Source organism: Roseburia hominis A2-183 (assembly GCF_000225345.1).
Lineage (GTDB): Bacteria > Bacillota > Clostridia > Lachnospirales > Lachnospiraceae > Roseburia > Roseburia hominis.
This window is the reverse complement of record NC_015977.1, coordinates 1146549-1164488: the sequence shown is the minus strand read 5'-3', so window position 1 is coordinate 1164488 and position 17940 is coordinate 1146549. Positions and strand designations below refer to the sequence as shown.

Sequence of the window (17940 nt, the reverse complement as noted above, 5' to 3'; positions counted from 1 at the left end):
TGTGCACCGTTTCCTATGGTGCACATGGCTCCTTATAAAATGCATATCCATTTTTTCCGTTTTTCTTCACTGTATACATCGCAGCATCCGCCGCTGCCAGAAGTTCCGTTGCATCCGCTCCGTGTTCCGGCCACACCGCGATTCCGAGACTGACTCCCAGTGTCTCGTCCGCCTCTCCCATTCTGCACGGCTTTTGCAGACGTTCCATCAAACCAGATGCATATCGCTCTATGACCCTGTAATCGCCGCAGTCGATCAGTGCTACAAACTCATCTCCTGCCAGGCGGTACGGTGTGAAATGGCCATCCTCCACCGCCAGCGACCGAAGTGCCACTTCGCGCAGCACCTCGTCCCCTGTATTGTGTCCGTAGGTGTCGTTCACCCGCTTAAAATTATCCAGATCATACATAAAAACCGTAAATTCTTCCCCGGAGGCAATCCGCTGCCTGATATCTTCCATAAAGACACTACGGTTCTTAAGGTGTGTCAGTACATCATAATGTGCACTGTAAGACAGTTTTTCGTTTGCCCTGGTAATCACTTCGTTCATTTTGCGTCGGCGCATATTGTCCACCGCCAGCCATGCCACCATTGCCAACGCCACGGCAGCAATCACCAGCGTTGCCCTGATCGTATCCCGGTTCTTTTCCCAGAAGGTCTCCCTGTGATTGATGATGACTGCATCCCCGGGAAGCTTTGATGCACTGATTCCAAACCTGCGCATCACATTTTCATCAAAGCAATATACCTTCGGCGGCTCCATCACAATGGAGATCCCTGCACAATCCGTGCCCTCCAGTATCTGCACCGCCATTTCTCCTGCCCTTTTTCCCATCTGTTCCTGCGAGACAATCTCGCCGCCTAAAAATCCTTTTCCCATACCGTGCGAGACAATTGAAAACATCGGAATCTGCGCCACATCACTCAGCATCTGGATCGCTTCCGCCGCCGCGTACACATTCCCGTCGCCATCCCTGCTGCACATAATATAGACCAGAATGCTCTCCTCCCCCAGCGCAGCAACCTGTCTTTTTAATTCTTCCTGGGAGAGCTTTGAAGCGTCGATCTCTACAAAGTCCAACTCTGGAAAAACAGTATCGTAATACTGGAATTCCTTGCGTTCGCCCTCTCCGGTCACCGTATCATCCAGTATTCCTACCACCTGTCTTGCATCCGGATACAGCTTCTTTGCCAGCGTGATCGTATTCTCATAAGAGAGCGTCTCAACCACGCCCGTCACAAGCGGATCTGCTGCCGCTTTCTTCGCCAGTTCCCTATTATTAACTCCCTCAAAAACAACCGGCGTCTGCGCAAACAACTCATCCCGATACGTCATTGCAAACTGAAACGCCGCATCATCTCCTACAATCACAACATCATACGCCGGAACCATCTTCAGATAGTATGTTAGCGTCTGGTAAAATAGCTGTTCACTCTCCGCCGTCTCGACATTTTTGGTATCCATAAACTGATAATCCAGCTGTACACCAGCGCCCAATGCTTCTTTTATACCGCGAATCTGTTCCGGAACCGTCTCCCATGCATAGGAATAGGAACTGATAAATAATACCCTGCCGGTGATTTCCCCAGCGTCCGGCACCAGTTCTTCTGCATATGCCGGAATGCCTCCCACACAGATAAGAAGTGCAATAGCAAAAAAAATCCGGTACCCTTTTTGAATCCATCGACGTTCTATCACAGACACTCCTCCTCCCTATCCGTATATCAAAATTTTCCACCCTCCCGCTTCTATTGTCAATATTTTTTCACTGTTTTTTTACGGTTTTCTGATATTTTACAACCGCCGGATCCGTCATCTGCAGCGTCCTCTTCCACTCCCTGCTTTCCCCCACTTTCTGCACCGCGGAACGGTTCTTATATAAAAAGCGCGTCAGATTATAGCAGTCCACCCAGATCTCGTTGTTTCCCTCTTTCTGCGCCTCGTCAAAGATCAGCTGCAGCCCGAAATGCAGATGAACCGTGTCTATGTTGTTGACATTTTCCTTCGTGCTGTACCCGGTATGCCCCATATAGCCGATCACGTCCCCTGCCGTCACGACATCCCCCTCCTTCAACTGTTCCCGGTACGGATAGTTCTGGCGCAGATGCGCATAATAATAGTAACGCTTCCCGTCAAAGCTGCGGATGCCGATGCGCCATCCGCCGTACTGGTTCCAGCCGATCGCTTCTACGTAGCCGGATTCTACGGCGATGATTGGGGTTCCGACCTGCCCCATCATATCATGCCCCAGATGCTGCCTCTGATACCCATAGCTTCTTGACACTCCGAAATCATCATAATCACTGTACTCAAATCCTTTGGCGATCGGTGAAAATGCTTTCAGACCATACTTTTTTACATATGCTCCCCCCTCCTTTTCCTGTATCTCATATTCACCGACCATACCGCCAAAAACCGCTCCGTATGCCTCCCTGTAGTAGGAAAACATCTTCATATCCGCGGTCATATGCTCCATTGTATCCTCCCCGCAGAGAATTTTTTCAGCAGCGGTACGCATGTCCTCCGTTGCTCCGGCTCCAAAATCTCCGCCGTTCTTTGCCCCGGCGTACGCCAGAAGATCTATCCAGTCAAGATGCTGCTTTTCTCCGTAACTACTTACGTCATAATCATATGCCCTGGACAATGCCTCATAGGACACGTTAAAATCTACCCATTTGATATAGCCGTCCGCCGTTGTCTCCACGACTGATTTTTCCGGCAGTTTTCCATTCTCCCAGAGGATTACTCCCATCAGAAAAAGCAGTGCCGCCTCAAGGATCACTGCCGAGCGTATCCGCCTGCTTTTCTCCATTCCTTTCTGCTCCGTTTTCCATTCCTCACTGTCATGGTCATTTTGTTCATTATATAAAAAAAGACTGCAGACTATTCCTGTCTGCAATCTTTACAGATACCGTATAATATGGAATTTTTGCACTGCAGCTGAAATCCGTGATCCTTTTGAATGTGCTCTGCAATCTCATCCATAAATCCGCAGTCGAGATGAATGATACATCCGCATTTGACACATTTCAGATGAAGATGCTCATCGCAGTGCTGTCCCAGTTCCACGTACTGATACACTGCCTTGCCTCCCGCCTCCGCCACATATTTCATGACGGTACCATCTGTGGCAAGCTTATCCAGATAACGGTAAATCGTCGTGATATTGACGGCATCGCCATTTCGCTTCAGATATTGATCGATATCCGCCGCTGTCACGGTCCGGTCACTGTTGCTTTTTAAAAAATCAAGAATCTTTCTGCGGCTGTTTGTCGCATATCCACTTCCTGCCATCTCATCCCTCCGCAACTGCATCTATTTTCATTATATCATCTTTTCTGCGCCGACTTCTGCGCATCCGAAGTTCCGCAGGAACTTCTAATATGAACTCGTCAGAGTTCATTATATCAACTACGCTTCGGCAAAAGTCCGGAAAAACTCCGTTTTCCCGGACTCGCGGGCATGTTCACATGGAACATATCCGCCCGACGCATGCAAGCATGCGCGTCCGTCTTTGCTCCATGCTCACTTTTGCCTTCGCGAACATTATATCACATTTTTACGCTTCGGCAAAAGTCTGTGAAACCATATCCCTGTCTCCTAAAATACAATTCCACATGCTTCAATCATGACACCCCAGAGCACACCGAGCACATACATGGTAGCGATGATGGCCGCATTCTGCTTATAGTCGCGGTTCAGCCGGAACAGTACCAGAAATCCCACACCGGCATTCACCAAAAGTCCTGCCATCATGGCGCCCGACCGGATAATTCCATCCAGATACAACTGTGTGATTACAACGGACGACGCACAGTTCGGGATCAGCCCCACGAGGGCAGCAATCAGCTCTCCCACAACCGGAAGTCCGGAAAACAGTCCCGCCAGCGTTTCCTCTCCGATCAGCCCGATCACACCGTTTAATACCAGTGAAATCAGGAAAATAAAACAAAAGATCTTTACCGTATGCTTAAACGCGGAAACCACAATCCCATCCTCGCAATGACAATGCTCCTCCTCACACACGACATGAATATCCATCTCTTTTTCCTGCTTCTTCAAAAGTCTCACATATACCAGTTCCACGATCAGACCGGACAACACGGCAATGATCACCTTACTGCCAAGAATTTTCACAATCGTCGCCACCGGCACCGACTCCGAAATCAGAATCGGGAGCATCTCATCCGAAGTGGACAAATAGATGGCGACCAGCGTTCCGACTGTAATGACTCTTCCGGCAAAAAGACTCGATGCCGCTGCCGAAAACCCGCACTGCGGAATCACACCGAGCAGACCGCCCCACACAGGTCCCCATTTTCCAGCGGACTGTATCTTCCGGCTCAGCCTGCTTCCCGTATGATGTTCCAATGCCTCCATAAAAAGATAGGTCAAAAATAAAAACGGCAAAAGCCTGACGCTGTCAAGCACTGTATCCAATAATACATCCAGCATAAAATCATTCCTCCCTGGCGATGCAGCATCGCCGCCTGATATACTGTCTTCCCTGCATGATGCACACTTTTGCAAATCATTCGTTTTTGCAACCTGCATGCATTTGCAACTCATTTGCATTTTGTATTATACATTGATATCGTGTTTTGTCAAGCTTTTTATCGTATTTCTTTCGAGTGCCATATTTGGCACCACACTGCTGCCCGGCTATAATTCCATCCATTCTTTGTGCTGCATTCTACACAAAACAGGAAGCAGACTCCGTTCAGGCTCATATTTGAAATCCATCCAGATACCCTCTGTCCAGATACAGTTCTCTTAATTTTTCGCGGTACACTTCCTTTGTATTGTACGGTCTGCCAAAATGAATTCCGTCCGAAAACTGGTCCGCCGGATAATAGGTAATTTCAGAAAAATAATCCGGGAAAAGCCGCTCCAATCCCCGTGTTTCAAAATCCTGCCGGATCTGCTCCACCTGCTTGCGGCGCGCCGGTGTATCTGCCAGCGGATCGGGGATCAGATAGCATGCCACCCCCTGCGTGTCGCACAATTCGTAAATTTTCCGCAGATAGCGCTCTGCCAGATCAGACATGCCGTCTGTCCGGTCATCTCCGCTTTTCCCCTTCTTCGCCGCTTCCTCCCGCTCCTTCACATAATTCAAATACAGCTTGCGGTTTACCGCCGAACCGGCGATCAGTTCTGCCACCGGCTTTTTCAGGAAAAAGCTTCCGAACGTCTCCTCCATTTCCTCTGCGGTCTCCTCGTCAAGTTCGCCCAGCAGATCCGCCTGCAAAAACGGAAGAACCACATAAGAATAGCTGTATGTGGCATCAATCGACGTCTGAAGCAGATCCGGTCCCGCCATCAGCCAGACTTCCGAGACATTCTCATGCGTCTCCAGAAATTCTTTTACCAGAAGATATTCCCCCGCCATGGTCAGCGCGCGATTATTTCCGACCAGACAGTATTGTTGATTACAATCATAAAACGCTTCCGTCATCTGTGCGCAGACACTGTCACCGACCAACAGCTTCGTGTAACTGCCCGGCGTTCTGCTCTTTGCAAGATACGCAGCCACTTCCCGCTCGGCTCCCTCCTCGTAATCACTGCTGTCCGTCAACGCGGCAAACACACCGCGAAATCTCTCCGTCGCCGACAACAGATCAAAGGTCAGAAGCAGTACCGCAAATATTCCTAAAAAGGCGATCAACTTTTTTGTAAAACGCTTCATGCCTTCCTCCTAAAATTGAAAATAAAGAAACTCCGCCGCCGCTCTTCCGTAATTCTGCAGCAACAGCACGACAAATCCCAGAAGAACCAGCATGTAAATACTCCAGCGAATCACAAGCACCTGCTTTGCAAGCCAGGCACGTATGGAAATCCCGGATTCATGCAGGATATCCACTACAAGCAGAACTCCGATGGTAAATGCCAGCTGATACACCTCCAGTCTGCAAAGCCCCATGCCAAATAATGTGCCATCGGTAAACTGTCCCAGCCAGTTACCGTTTTGCACAATCCGCCGAAGCATCGCCACAGCTCGTCCCAGATGATCTGCCCTGAAAAAAAGCCACGCAAAATCCGTGAGGATAAATGTCACACAAATCCGGGCAGCGCGCGTCAGTCCCTGCATTTTTTCCGAAAAAAAACGTATCTTTTTCTCCGGCAGCCTCTTTTGCGCGGCCTCACTTACATATCTGATGCCTCTGCCAGCCACCTGATAGCTTCCATGGATTGCTCCCCACACCACATAGTGCCAGCCTGCGCCATGCCAGAGCCCGCTGACAAGAAATGTTATCATCAGGTTTACAGCGGTTCTCCCACTGCTGCCGCGGCTTCCTCCCAGCGGGAAATACAGATAGTCGCGGAACCAGCTCGAGAGACTGATATGCCATCGTCTCCAGAATTCCCGGCAATTCACTGCAAAATAGGGCTGTCGGAAATTATCCATCAGGCGGATGCCAAGCACCTGCGCCGCCCCGATGGCAATATGGCTGTAACCGCCGAAATCACAGTAGATCTGTACCGCAAACAGCACCGTGGCAAACACAAGCATGCCGGAGGAATAATTCCGGTAATCCTGATAGACCTGATCGACCAGAATCGCAGCACGATCCGCAATCCACATTTTTTCAAAATACCCCCACAGCATCAGAAGCAGTCCGTCCTTTACCCTGTCATAGTCAAACTCTGCCGGCTCCCGCAGCTGTGCAAGCAGACTGCTGCTCCGCTCGATCGGCCCCGCAACAAGCTGCGGGAAAAATGACACAAACAGCGCAAAACGCAGGAAACTTTTTTCCGCTTCTGTCTTCCCTTTCCAGACATCGATCAGGTACCCGATGGTCTGGAACGTGTAAAAAGATATTCCGACCGGAAGAATGAGATCCGGCACCCTTAACGCCCGCACGCTTCCCACCGCACGGAGCAATTCGTTGATATTCTGCACTGCAAAAGCAGAATATTTGAAAAAAAAGAGGATTCCGACACACACAAGCACGCTGCCGGTCAGCACCGCCAGACGTCTCTTCCCTTGTCGTACTTTATTTTGTGCCAGCAAAAGTCCGCCCCCATAACCGATTGCGGTCACAAGCAGAATCAGACAGCCATACTGCACATTCCAGCTCATATAAAAATAATAGCTCGCCACAAGCAGCCATAACTGTTTTGCCCTCTTTGGTATCAGAAAATACATTCCCGTCACCAGCGGGAAAAACAAAAGGAATGAAAACGAATGAAACAGCACTTAATTCTCCTCTCATGAAATCAACAGATGCCTTTCCTAAAATCCTTTGACGCAATACCCGTCAGCAAATTTTCTCAATCCGGCGTTCTTTGTATTTGCAAAAAGGAGACACGGTCTTCACTTGCCATGTCTCCTCTGTCTAATGCTTTTTGTTGTGATGTTCCTACAGCATCTTAATGCGCTCTAACGCTGCCAGTGTATTCTCATAGCTTCCGAATGCCGTCAACCGGAAATATCCCTCACCGCTCGGTCCGAATCCGGAACCAGGTGTTCCAACCACGTTGGCGCGTGCGAGCAGATCGTCAAAGAATTCCCAGGATGTCATCTCTCCTGGTGTCTTCAGCCAGATATACGGCGCATTCACACCACCGAACACCGTGTAACCGGCATCCCTTAATCCCTGCTTGATCGCTTTCGCATTCTTCATATAGTAAGCAACCTGCTCTTTTAACTGTGTCTTTCCTGCCTCGGAATAAACAGCCTCTCCTGCCCGCTGCACAATGTACGGCGCACCGTTGAACTTGGTTCCGTGACGTCTTGCCCACATAGCATTCAGCGATACCTCACCGCACTTTAATTCCTTCGGAACAACCGTATAACCCAGACGCACCCCGGTAAAACCGGCATTCTTAGAGAAACTCTTCAGTTCAATCGCACAGGTCTTGGCACCCTCACACTCATAGATGGAGTGCGCCACATTTTCCTCTGAAATATAAGCCTCATACGCTGCATCGTAAATAATGACCGCTTTGTTCTTATTTGCATAATCTACCCAGCCCTGCAGCTGATCTTTTGTGATGGTGGTACCGGTCGGATTGTTCGGCAGACACAGATAGATGATATCCGGTGTCTCTTTCGGAAACTCCGGCACAAAATTATTCTCCATCGTACACGGCATGTAGATCACATCGCTCCACATCTCCGTCTCCGGATCATAAGTACCGGTACGTCCCGCCATAACATTGGAATCCACATATACCGGGTAGACCGGATCACACACTGCAATGCGGTTATTCTGTGCAAAAATCTCCTGAATATTACCGGAATCGCTCTTTGCTCCGTCCGATACAAAAATTTCATCAACCGTAATATCGCATCCTCTTGCCTGATAATCGTTCTTCACGATTGCGCTGCGCAGAAATTCATATCCCAGATCCGGTGCATATCCGTGAAAAGTCTCCGCATGCCCCATCTCATCGACGGCTTTATGCATAGCTTCAATAATTGCCGGTGCAATCGGCTGTGTCACGTCACCGATGCCAAGGCGGATAATCTTTTTGTCCGGATTTGCTTCGCTGTAGGCATTTACCTTCTTTGCAATCGTACTGAAAAGGTAGCTTCCCGGAAGTTTCTGATAATTATCATTGATCTTGTACATGTCTCTCTCCTTATTCCTTCCATGCAGAATTCGTTCTCTTTCAAAATGTCGCCAACGACACAACGCATTGCCACTCTCTGTCACCCATTATCTCATACTTAAATCCAATCCGCAAGCACTTTTTGATTCCTGGTAAACAAAATTCTCCTGTCTGCGACTTTTCCTATTCGCACGGGTATGCATCCCCGCGGAGCGTTTTTGTATAACAGGAACGATATTTCCTATTACAAAAAAAGGACCGCCGCATCTGCGGCAATCCTCTCTCTCACTCATCAGGCAAGCAAACTTAAAATCATCTGGGCTGTTTCTGTCAGACCGGTTCCATTATCCATGCTGCGTTTCTGTATGTACCGATGCGCCTCTTCCTCCGACAGATTGTTACGTTCCATCAGAAGTGCTTTTGCCTCATTTATCAGCTCCTGTTCCTCCTTCGTGCGCTCCTTCGGAATCTGCTTCAACTTTTTTCTGCGCCTGGTGATGGTATATTCCATCATCTCCACCGTATCTAACAGCTCGTTTACCTTAAGCGGCGTGGCAAGGCAGACCAGATTCTCCACATCCCGGTTTCCACAGTTTGCAGGAGACGCAACCAACAGCATTTCAAATTGTACCGGCAGATATTCGTGCAGTTCTGTGTACATCATATCCACAAAACGATACCCGCACACGACAATCCCGCCGCCAAGTTCACCGGCGCTCTGTAACACCTGCGCTCCGGTGCTGCAGACTGCATCGACATGATGACCGTTCTGCATCAGTATTTTTTTGATATTGCGGGCATTATCCTGTTTGGGAAATGCAACAATAATATTTGTCAATTCTATCCCCTTTGCATCCAGGCTCTATATTTTATAAAGGTAATTGTCAATTTCCCAGCCTGTCACCTGCGCACGATAATCTGCCCACTCTGCCATCTTTGCCTCGCTGTACTTCTCGCTGATATGTTCGCCAAGTACTTCCCGAATGTAAGGATCTGCCTTAAATGCTTCGACCGCTTCTCCCAGATCCGCCGGAAGTGATTCGATTCCCTGCTTCTTAATCTGCGACAGCCGCATCTCGAATATATTCTCAGTCACGGCAGCCGGCGGATCGATCTGCCGGCGGATTCCATCCAGTCCGGCTTCCAGACACACCGCGAGCGTAAGATACGGGTTTGCTGCCGAATCCGGGCAGCGCAGTTCCACTCTGGTTCTGCTGCCGCGCGATACCGGAATCCGGATCAGCGGACTGCGGTTTGTCATGGACCATGCGATATAAATCGGCGCCTCATATCCCGGGACAAGACGCTTATAGGAATTGACAAGCGGATTGGTAATTGCAGTCATGGCTCTCATATGGTTCATAATGCCGCCGATAAACCAGTAAGCTTCCCTGCTCAGTCCGTTCTCCCCGTCCGGATCGTCAAAAATGTTCCGACCATTCTTGGAAAGCGACATATTCACATGCATTCCGGAACCATTCACCCCGTACTTCGGCTTTGGCATAAAGCTTGCAAACATGCCGTGCCGCTTTGCAATGGTCTTTACCGCAAGCTTGAATGTCATGATATTGTCCGCTGTTTTTAACGCCTCGTCATATTTAAAGTCAATCTCATGCTGCGCCGGTGCTACCTCGTGATGGGACGCCTCTATTTCATAGCCCATATCCTCTAATGTCAGCACCATATCTCTTCTTGCATTCTCCCCGAGATCAACCGGTCCCAGATCAAAATATCCGGCACGCTCCGTGCTCATCGTTGTCGGCTGTCCATCCTCATCCTGATTAAACAGGAAAAATTCACATTCCGGCCCGACATCAAAACGGTATCCCATAGATTCCGCATCTGCCACCGCCTTCTTTAAAGCATACCGCGGATCTCCCTCAAACGGTTTGCGGTCTGCGGTATAAATATCACAGATGATTCTGGCAACTTTTCCCTGCTGTGGCCGCCACGGAAAGATTACAAACGTATCCAGATCCGGATACAGATACATGTCCGACTCTTCAATTCTCACAAATCCCTCAATGGAGGACCCGTCAAACATACATTCATTGTTCAATGCTTTCTCAAGCTGGCTGGACGTGATTGCCACATTCTTGAGTGTCCCGAACATATCGGTAAACTGGAGCCTGATGAACTCCACATCCTCTTCCTCCACGATTCGGATAATATCCTGCTTTGTGTACTTGCTCATTTTCTTCTCCTCCATCTTCCACTGCCATGATCTTTCCTCACTGCCGTGATCTTTTCTCACTGTCGCGGTCTTTCCTCACTGTCGTGATCTTTTCTCACTGTCACGGTCTTTCCTCACTGTCGTGATCTTTTCTCACTGTCAAGTTCCTTCCTCACTGCCGTGATCTTTTCTCACTGTCGCGATTCTTCTCCTGCTATCTGCAATATTCTGTAACTTTTTCAAAAGGCATCGATCCTCCGAACAAATCCAGTGCACTTCCGATCGTCACATTCAGCCTGTCACATCCAAGCTCTCTCAAAAGTGCAAGGTCATCAAAGTCCCGCACTCCGCCGGCATAGGTAACCGGTATCCTGCCCCAGGAGCCAAGCAGACTTGCAAGTTCTCTCTCAATACCGTTTGCCTTACCCTCCACATCGACCGCATGTACTAAAAACTCGTCACACTCACTGCCGAGGCGTTCCAAAAGTTCTGTTGTCACACGTTCCCTCGTATCTTTCTGCCAGCGATCGGTCACAATATAATAACCATCCGCCCGCTTTGCACAGCTTAGATCCAGAACCAGATGTTCTTTTCCGACATTTTTCCTCAATGTTGCAAGCCGTTCATAGTCAATTTTTCCGTCACGAAACACATAGGAGGTGACAATCACATGACTTGCGCCCGCATCCAGAAACTGCTTTGCGTTCGCAGCATCAATGCCTCCTCCGATCTGAAGTCCGCCCGGATACTCCGCAAGCGCCTGCAGGGCCTGTGCCTTTGTCGCCTCATAGTACGCACTGTCTCGCGAATTCAACAGAATGATATGTCCGCCGCGAAGTCCCGCTTCCTTATATAGATGTGCATAATACGCAGCATCCGCTCCGGCGACAAAATTCTCCACTGCCCGGTCTCCCTCATCCGCAAGACTGCTGCCGACAATCTGCTTGACCTTGCCGTTATGTATATCAATACAGGGACGAAACTCCATACTGCCTCCTTATACACTGCTCTCGTAATATAAATTTAGGCAACGTACCCCCTGTAACAGTGGCTCCGTCGCCCACTGCCATCATAGCACACATCTGTCCGTTTGTGAATATTTTTATATATTAGTCTAACTTATCAATATATTTTTTTATCAACTGACACTTATACTACATTGACACACACATTTTTTTTTGCTATTATAGAGAAACTAATATACTTTTTTAACAAACATTTATACAAGGAAAGCGAGGAAAATAAAAATGGGAACAATTATCGGTGAAGGAATTACTTTTGATGATGTGCTTTTGGTTCCACAGTATTCAGAAGTAACTCCGAACATGATTAATTTAACGACACACCTTACCAAAAAGGTCGTGCTCAATATCCCTATGATGAGTGCTGCAATGGATACTGTCACAGAGCACAGAATGGCCATTGCCATGGCAAGACAGGGTGGTATCGGTATTATCCACAAAAATATGTCCATTCAGGCTCAGGCAGATGAAGTCGACAAGGTAAAACGTTCAGAAAACGGCGTTATCACAGACCCATTTTTCCTTTCTCCAAGCCATACACTGCAGGATGCTGAAGACTTGATGCGAAAATTCCGCATTTCCGGTGTTCCGATCTGCGAGAATAACAAGCTCGTCGGCATCATCACGAACCGTGACTTAAAGTTCGAGACAGATTTTTCCAAGAAGATCAGTGAAAGTATGACTTCCGAAGGTCTTATCACTGCTCCTGAAGGCATTACCTTAGAAGAGGCAAAAAAGATTCTTGCCAAGGCGAGAAAAGAAAAGCTGCCGATCGTCGACAAAGATTTTCATCTGAAGGGACTTATCACCATCAAGGATATCGAAAAACAGATCAAGTATCCGCTCTCCGCAAAGGATGAGCAGGGTCGTCTGCTTTGCGGTGCAGGTGTCGGCATTACCGGCAACATGATGGAACGTGTGGAAGCTCTCGTAAAGGCTCACGTAGATGTCATTGTTGTGGATTCCGCTCACGGACATTCCAGAAATATCCTTGAGGCTGTCAAGAAGATCAAGACCGCTTATCCGGATCTGCAGGTCATTGCAGGTAACGTGGCTACCGGAGAAGCAACACGCGACTTAATCGCTGCCGGTGCAGATGCGGTAAAAGTCGGCATCGGACCTGGTTCTATCTGCACCACCCGTATCGTTGCAGGTATCGGTGTTCCACAGATTACCGCTATCATGGACTGCTATAAGGTTGCAAAGGAAGCCGGTATTCCGATCATCGCCGACGGCGGTATCAAATACTCCGGCGATATGACTAAAGCTCTCGCAGCCGGTGCAAATGTCTGCATGATGGGAAGTATCTTTGCCGGATGTGATGAGGCTCCCGGAACTTTCGAGTTGTATCAGGGAAGAAAATACAAGGTTTACCGCGGCATGGGTTCTCTTGCAGCTATGGAGAACGGCAGCAAAGACCGCTATTTCCAGGAAGGTGCCAAGAAGCTGGTACCGGAAGGCGTCGAAGGCCGTGTGGCTTACAAGGGCAATGTGGAAGACACTGTTTTCCAGCTGGTCGGCGGTATCCGTTCCGGTATGGGTTACTGTGGCTGCCCAACGATCGAGGATCTCAAGGAAAAGAGCAAGTTTGTAAAAATCTCCGCTGCTGCTCTTCGTGAGAGCCATCCGCATGACATCCACATCACAAAGGAAGCTCCAAACTACAGTATTGACGAATAGACATTTTCTTTATATAATGTCATTTATATTACACTTTCGTATTCCGGCGCCCTGTGTGCCGGAATACTATTAACCAAAGGCATGACACATATATCTGTGCTCATCCTGCTATTTAATGAGGTGAACATACTTGGATTCAAGTGACATATTTCAAATAATTTTCTTAGTGCTCTTACTTATGCTCTCTGCATTCTTTTCATCCGCAGAGACGGCTTTAATTACCGTCAATCGCATCCGGATGCGTACCTTGGCAGAAGACGGGAACAAACGCGCTGCCACTGTTCTTCGCATCACAGATAATTCTGGAAAAATGCTTTCTGCAATCTTAATCGGTAATAACATCGTGAATCTGTCGGCATCCTCCCTCGCAACTTCTCTGGCAATCAAGATCTGGGGCAATGTCGGTGCAGGTATTGCAACCGGTATCCTTACCATTCTCATTTTGATTTTTGGCGAGATCTCACCGAAGACACTGGCGACCGTCAATTCCGAGAAACTGGCTCTCACCTATGCAAATGTGATTGAGGTACTGATGAAACTTCTGACTCCGGTCATTTTTATCATCAATAAGCTTGCCAACCGCATCTGCAAATTATTTGGTGTTGATCCGAATGCCGATACCCAGAAGATGACCGAGGAAGAACTGCGCACGATCGTGGATGTCAGCAAAGAATCCGGTGTCATTGAGTCTGAAGAACACACCATGATTAACAATGTGTTTGATTTTGGCGATGCACAGGCCAAAGAAGTCATGATTCCCAGAATTGATATGACCTTTGCGCAGGTAGACAGTTCCTACGATGAGCTAATTCAGATTTTTCAGGAGGATAAGTTTACCCGGCTGCCAGTCTATGAAGATACGACCGACAACGTGATTGGTATCCTCAATATGAAAGATCTGCTTCTCTGTCGCGACAAGGATCATTTTTCTGTTCGTGATATTATGCGTGAACCGTATTTTACATACGAGCACAAGAACACTGCGGAATTGTTTATGGAAATGCGTAAGTCCTCTATCTCACTTGCCATTGTTCTGGATGAGTATGGCGCTACTGCGGGTCTGATCACGCTGGAAGATCTTCTGGAAGAGATTGTCGGTGAAATCCGTGATGAATATGATACCGACGAAGAAGATCCAATTGTCCAGCTTAGCGACCGTGAATACATGGTTCTCGGCTCCACCAACCTGGAAGATCTCTGTGATGAAATCGGCTTGAATTTTACATCCGAGGATTATGATACGATTGGCGGCTACCTCATCGGTCTGCTGGATCACCTTCCGGAAAAGAACGAAGTGATTATTACCGATGATGATGTGTTGCTTCGTGTGGAACAGATGGATAAAAACCGGATTGAAAAGATCTATATCAAGAAGCCGGAAGCTCCGGTCTCAGATGCAGAAGAACACACATAAGGGCTGTCCGTAATCAACAAGAATATATTAGGAAACATTCTCTCCACTCTTCCTCACAGAAGAATGAAAGATCTACAGCCGGCGGCAGGCAGGAAACGCCTGCCGCCGGCTTTTTTTATTTTCATCTTACACGATTTGGCGCAAGATACTGATCATACATTCCCTGTAATGCTCCTGCTTCTCTGCTATCTCCGAATCCGTGTGCATCTACATACTGGCGGATCTTCCGGCGTGTCTCACCATTAATCGTATAGGTTTCAACCGGTGCATCATTTTCCAGATTTTCAAACGCCGTCCGAAGTGCAGACACGTACGCAGTATCCGTCTTCCAGATCGAATCATCCAAAAGCCCTCCCCGTTCATAAGAACTTCCGTAATATTTTTCATCAATAAAACGTGTCGTTCTCTCCGTTCGTACATCTGCAGGCGTTGTATCCACCACATAAACCGTTATCTGCTTACAATAGATACTCCCGGCGCTGTCAACTACCATAAGATTTTCCGTACAGCTTCCTCCACGCAAAAACTGAGTAAAATCCGATGCCTGATAATCCGGAATCGAAAAAGATGTTCCATTTTCATGAAATCCTGCCTCGATCGGGCTTCCATCTTCACGATCCGATGCAGTCGCATGGCTTAAAATCTCACTGTCTGTGATACCCCCCTGCTGTGCCTGCTCCAGTGTATAGTAGAGATTTGTGGCAACAATCCACGGACAGTCATCCCACGACGCATACAGCGTGATCATCGCACCGTTCTGATCTGCCACGCCGGATGCTTCTATCAGATCCGCCACACTGACCTGCATTCCTGCTGTCCATTGCGGTATAAAGCTATCGCGCCCATCCTCGAGCGACCACCCCATAAAAACAGCCGCATATGCCTTTTTATCCGACACCGGATCAGCAGCCGGAGTTTCCGATTCTTCCAGAACTTCCAGTTCTTCCACATCCGCTTCTGCTTCTGTTGCATCTTCCTCCGGTGCTTCTGTCGATTCACTGGAAGCATCCGCTTCTACTACTTCCGGATCTGCTACGCTTCCATCTGAATTCGTGATGCTTCCATCCAGCTGCGTAATACTTCCATCCTCATTTATAATGCCACCTGCCGGTGTCATCATCAGACCCGTATCCGCATCCATCACCATAACCACTACGCCAGAATCATCCAAAACAATCGTGCCGTCTAATACCTGCTGCGTGATATCCTCTCCGTCCAACGTATAGCGGATATAACGTCCCGTAGCATCCGGCAACGTCACATTCTGATCGTACATGATCGTTATATCATCAATCGGCGCTTGTTCTTTGCCATCGTTCGGATCAAAATGCAGCGTATAACTGTTTGCTGTCCAAGACGCCGTCAGAACATCTGTCGCATCATCTTCTGCGCCAAACGTATACACCGCATTGTTCAGACTACCGTTAAATGGATCCGATTTCACCCAGCCCGAAAAAGTATATCCGGTTCTTACCGGATGCAGAATGGATTTAGCCGTTCCATAGTGCTCCGTAAAACTCTGCACAGCGGTACTTCCCTGCCATGTTCCCCCATTGGGATCAACTTTTAAAGTTGAGTGGTTAATCTGCGCATTTGCAGTCATTCGCACATTTTGTACAGGCATGGCAAACGCATACTGCTTTCTATCCGTCTCATACGTGCCAGTCCATCCCGTCCAATGGTAACCATTTTTTACCACCGCATCAATTGTAACCGCTGCCCCAGACATATAATTGCGTACACCACTGACACTCTGAATTCCATTTCCTGCAATCAGATCAACCCGGAATAAAGCATTGCACCAGCTGGATGCAATGCATGCTTTGTCGATCCAGTGTCCCGTGTCAACTCCTGCAGATTTTAAATACCCATCAAGTTGATCCCTGTTATCAAACCGACTCATACCGGATCCGCTGATCCGGCAATAGATCGTATACTCAATCTTATCTCCCTTAAACCAACTTGATATGCCACCACCAGAAAAGATAACCGTATTATGTACTGTCCCGTCCGCACCCGTCACCGTACCCTGCCTCACAGTAGCACTGGACACAATATTGCTATTTACCGCAATGTTGTAATTCGTCAGATCCGGAGTCAGATTCGGATCCAGTGTCACCGTCAGTTCGCCGTCAAAAAGACCAGTATCATCCTGTGCAGATGTATTTTCAATCTTCCCTTTTACGATAACCTTTCCATCCGATATACTTGTTGTCTGCTGCGACTCAAACTCCGGAAAAGCAATGTCTACCGCCGCTCCGATGTAAAGCTGGGTATCCCAACGGACATTGGCAACATCCACCCCAAACACTGTCGCACCATATGATAATCCCGAAACGTTATACAAAACGGAGCACATATCCGTTTGTTGGCAAAATAGTGATCCATCACGGTAAAGCCCCTCTATTACAGTCCCGCCGTTCCTTACATTTTTTTCACTATCCCGAGCTTGTTGTGTAAACATGGATATCAGTTTGGGATTTTCCGTAACCCTTGCCGCATCGATACATCCAAAAAGTATCTGTCCTGTCACGTCTCCGTATTCCTTGGTTTTTAAACCATCAAACAACTCTGCCTGCATCGTAACAGTTGCTCTGGAGACAGGATCGAAACCATAATCATCGCCCTCCCAATCAACATCTCCGAACCGGAATCTCGATCCCACACTTAAAGTCACCGCACGTACCGGATAAGAAGCATTTTCCTCCACGACAATCAGCTGCCAGCCGGTCGGCGTTCCACCGCCTCCCGTATCCTGCTCCCAGAGATCGGATGCACGGCATACCGGTATATTGGCTACATAGTAATCACCATACCCGTATGTTTTAACGATAGTTGTTACATCCGCAACGTTGCAGTAAATTCGGGGGCGGGACTGCTCCCATCCAGAAACATACCGCGAACTGCGATCGTCTACATAGACCCAATCAGGATAAATGTTTGCTCCTGATCTTCCGTCGTGCATGATGAATGTTACATGATTTGCATTACTATCATCTTTGTTATATCTCTTCCGAGTTTCCCATATCAAATATGCTTTTACAATATGAGTCGTGTTATTATCACCATGTAGCGTCGCCATCGAACTATTAGA

The 17940-nt window shown here is 48.1% G+C and carries 13 protein-coding genes; 2 read left to right on the top strand and 11 right to left on the bottom strand.

Going from position 1 to position 17940, the window contains the following annotated elements:
• Positions 1-13 precede the first annotated feature (13 nt).
• From RHOM_RS05235 to hisA, 10 genes are all read right to left on the bottom strand, one after another.
• Positions 14-1699, bottom strand: coding sequence for an ABC transporter substrate binding protein (locus RHOM_RS05235; RefSeq protein ID WP_014079229.1), 1686 nt, complete (start codon positions 1697-1699; stop codon positions 14-16).
• Positions 1700-1766: 67 nt separating this feature from the next.
• Positions 1767-2813 (bottom strand): M23 family metallopeptidase, encoded by a 1047-nt coding sequence (locus tag RHOM_RS05230; protein WP_014079228.1) that lies wholly within the window; start codon positions 2811-2813, stop codon positions 1767-1769.
• A gap of 71 nt (positions 2814-2884) precedes the next feature.
• Entirely contained in the window at positions 2885-3295 is a 411-nt protein-coding gene (locus RHOM_RS05225) for a Fur family transcriptional regulator (RefSeq protein ID WP_014079227.1), read from the bottom strand.
• A gap of 306 nt (positions 3296-3601) precedes the next feature.
• Positions 3602-4456, bottom strand: coding sequence for a putative manganese transporter (locus RHOM_RS05220; RefSeq protein WP_014079226.1), 855 nt, complete (start codon positions 4454-4456; stop codon positions 3602-3604).
• 271 nt (positions 4457-4727) lie between these two features.
• On the bottom strand, positions 4728-5687 hold the full coding sequence (locus RHOM_RS05215; RefSeq protein WP_014079225.1) for a hypothetical protein: 960 nt from the start codon (positions 5685-5687) through the stop codon (positions 4728-4730).
• 9 nt (positions 5688-5696) lie between these two features.
• Complete coding sequence (locus RHOM_RS05210; RefSeq protein ID WP_014079224.1) at positions 5697-7199, bottom strand: MBOAT family O-acyltransferase; 1503 nt, start codon at positions 7197-7199, stop codon at positions 5697-5699.
• A gap of 163 nt (positions 7200-7362) precedes the next feature.
• A complete protein-coding gene (locus RHOM_RS05205) occupies positions 7363-8577 on the bottom strand; it encodes an LL-diaminopimelate aminotransferase (protein ID WP_014079223.1) in 1215 nt (404 codons plus the stop codon).
• 272 nt (positions 8578-8849) lie between these two features.
• Positions 8850-9395, bottom strand: a complete 546-nt coding sequence (locus tag RHOM_RS05200) for an ANTAR domain-containing response regulator (protein ID WP_014079222.1) — start codon at positions 9393-9395, stop codon at positions 8850-8852.
• A gap of 24 nt (positions 9396-9419) precedes the next feature.
• Entirely contained in the window at positions 9420-10751 is a 1332-nt protein-coding gene (gene glnA, locus RHOM_RS05195; protein ID WP_014079221.1) for a type I glutamate--ammonia ligase, read from the bottom strand.
• Positions 10752-10944: 193 nt separating this feature from the next.
• A complete protein-coding gene (gene hisA, locus RHOM_RS05190; protein WP_014079220.1) occupies positions 10945-11718 on the bottom strand; it encodes a phosphoribosylformimino-5-aminoimidazole carboxamide ribotide isomerase in 774 nt (257 codons plus the stop codon).
• A gap of 259 nt (positions 11719-11977) precedes the next feature.
• Here hisA and guaB point away from each other — a divergent pair, with 259 nt between their 5' ends.
• Both guaB and RHOM_RS05180 read left to right on the top strand, forming a co-directional pair.
• Positions 11978-13432, top strand: coding sequence for an IMP dehydrogenase (gene guaB, locus RHOM_RS05185; RefSeq protein WP_014079219.1), 1455 nt, complete (start codon positions 11978-11980; stop codon positions 13430-13432).
• Positions 13433-13562: 130 nt separating this feature from the next.
• Positions 13563-14846, top strand: coding sequence for an HlyC/CorC family transporter (locus tag RHOM_RS05180; protein ID WP_044024617.1), 1284 nt, complete (start codon positions 13563-13565; stop codon positions 14844-14846).
• Positions 14847-14967: 121 nt separating this feature from the next.
• Here RHOM_RS05180 and RHOM_RS05175 read toward each other — a convergent pair whose 3' ends face one another.
• Complete coding sequence (locus RHOM_RS05175) at positions 14968-17811, bottom strand: InlB B-repeat-containing protein (protein ID WP_014079217.1); 2844 nt, start codon at positions 17809-17811, stop codon at positions 14968-14970.
• Positions 17812-17940 lie beyond the last annotated feature (129 nt).

Excerpts from the sequence above, each read along its gene's own strand:
- RHOM_RS05230 (WP_014079228.1), bottom strand. The coding sequence starts at position 2,813 with ATGGAGAAAAGCAGGCGGATACGCTCGGCAGTGATCCTTGAGGCGGCA.
- RHOM_RS05225 (WP_014079227.1), bottom strand. The coding sequence starts at position 3,295 with ATGGCAGGAAGTGGATATGCGACAAACAGCCGCAGAAAGATTCTTGAT.
- RHOM_RS05220 (WP_014079226.1), bottom strand. The coding sequence starts at position 4,456 with ATGCTGGATGTATTATTGGATACAGTGCTTGACAGCGTCAGGCTTTTG.
- RHOM_RS05215 (WP_014079225.1), bottom strand. The coding sequence starts at position 5,687 with ATGAAGCGTTTTACAAAAAAGTTGATCGCCTTTTTAGGAATATTTGCG.
- RHOM_RS05205 (WP_014079223.1), bottom strand. The coding sequence starts at position 8,577 with ATGTACAAGATCAATGATAATTATCAGAAACTTCCGGGAAGCTACCTT.
- glnA (WP_014079221.1), bottom strand. The coding sequence starts at position 10,751 with ATGAGCAAGTACACAAAGCAGGATATTATCCGAATCGTGGAGGAAGAG.
- hisA (WP_014079220.1), bottom strand. The coding sequence starts at position 11,718 with ATGGAGTTTCGTCCCTGTATTGATATACATAACGGCAAGGTCAAGCAG.
- guaB (WP_014079219.1), top strand. The coding sequence starts at position 11,978 with ATGGGAACAATTATCGGTGAAGGAATTACTTTTGATGATGTGCTTTTG.
- RHOM_RS05175 (WP_014079217.1), bottom strand. The coding sequence starts at position 17,811 with ATGCACGACGGAAGATCAGGAGCAAACATTTATCCTGATTGGGTCTAT.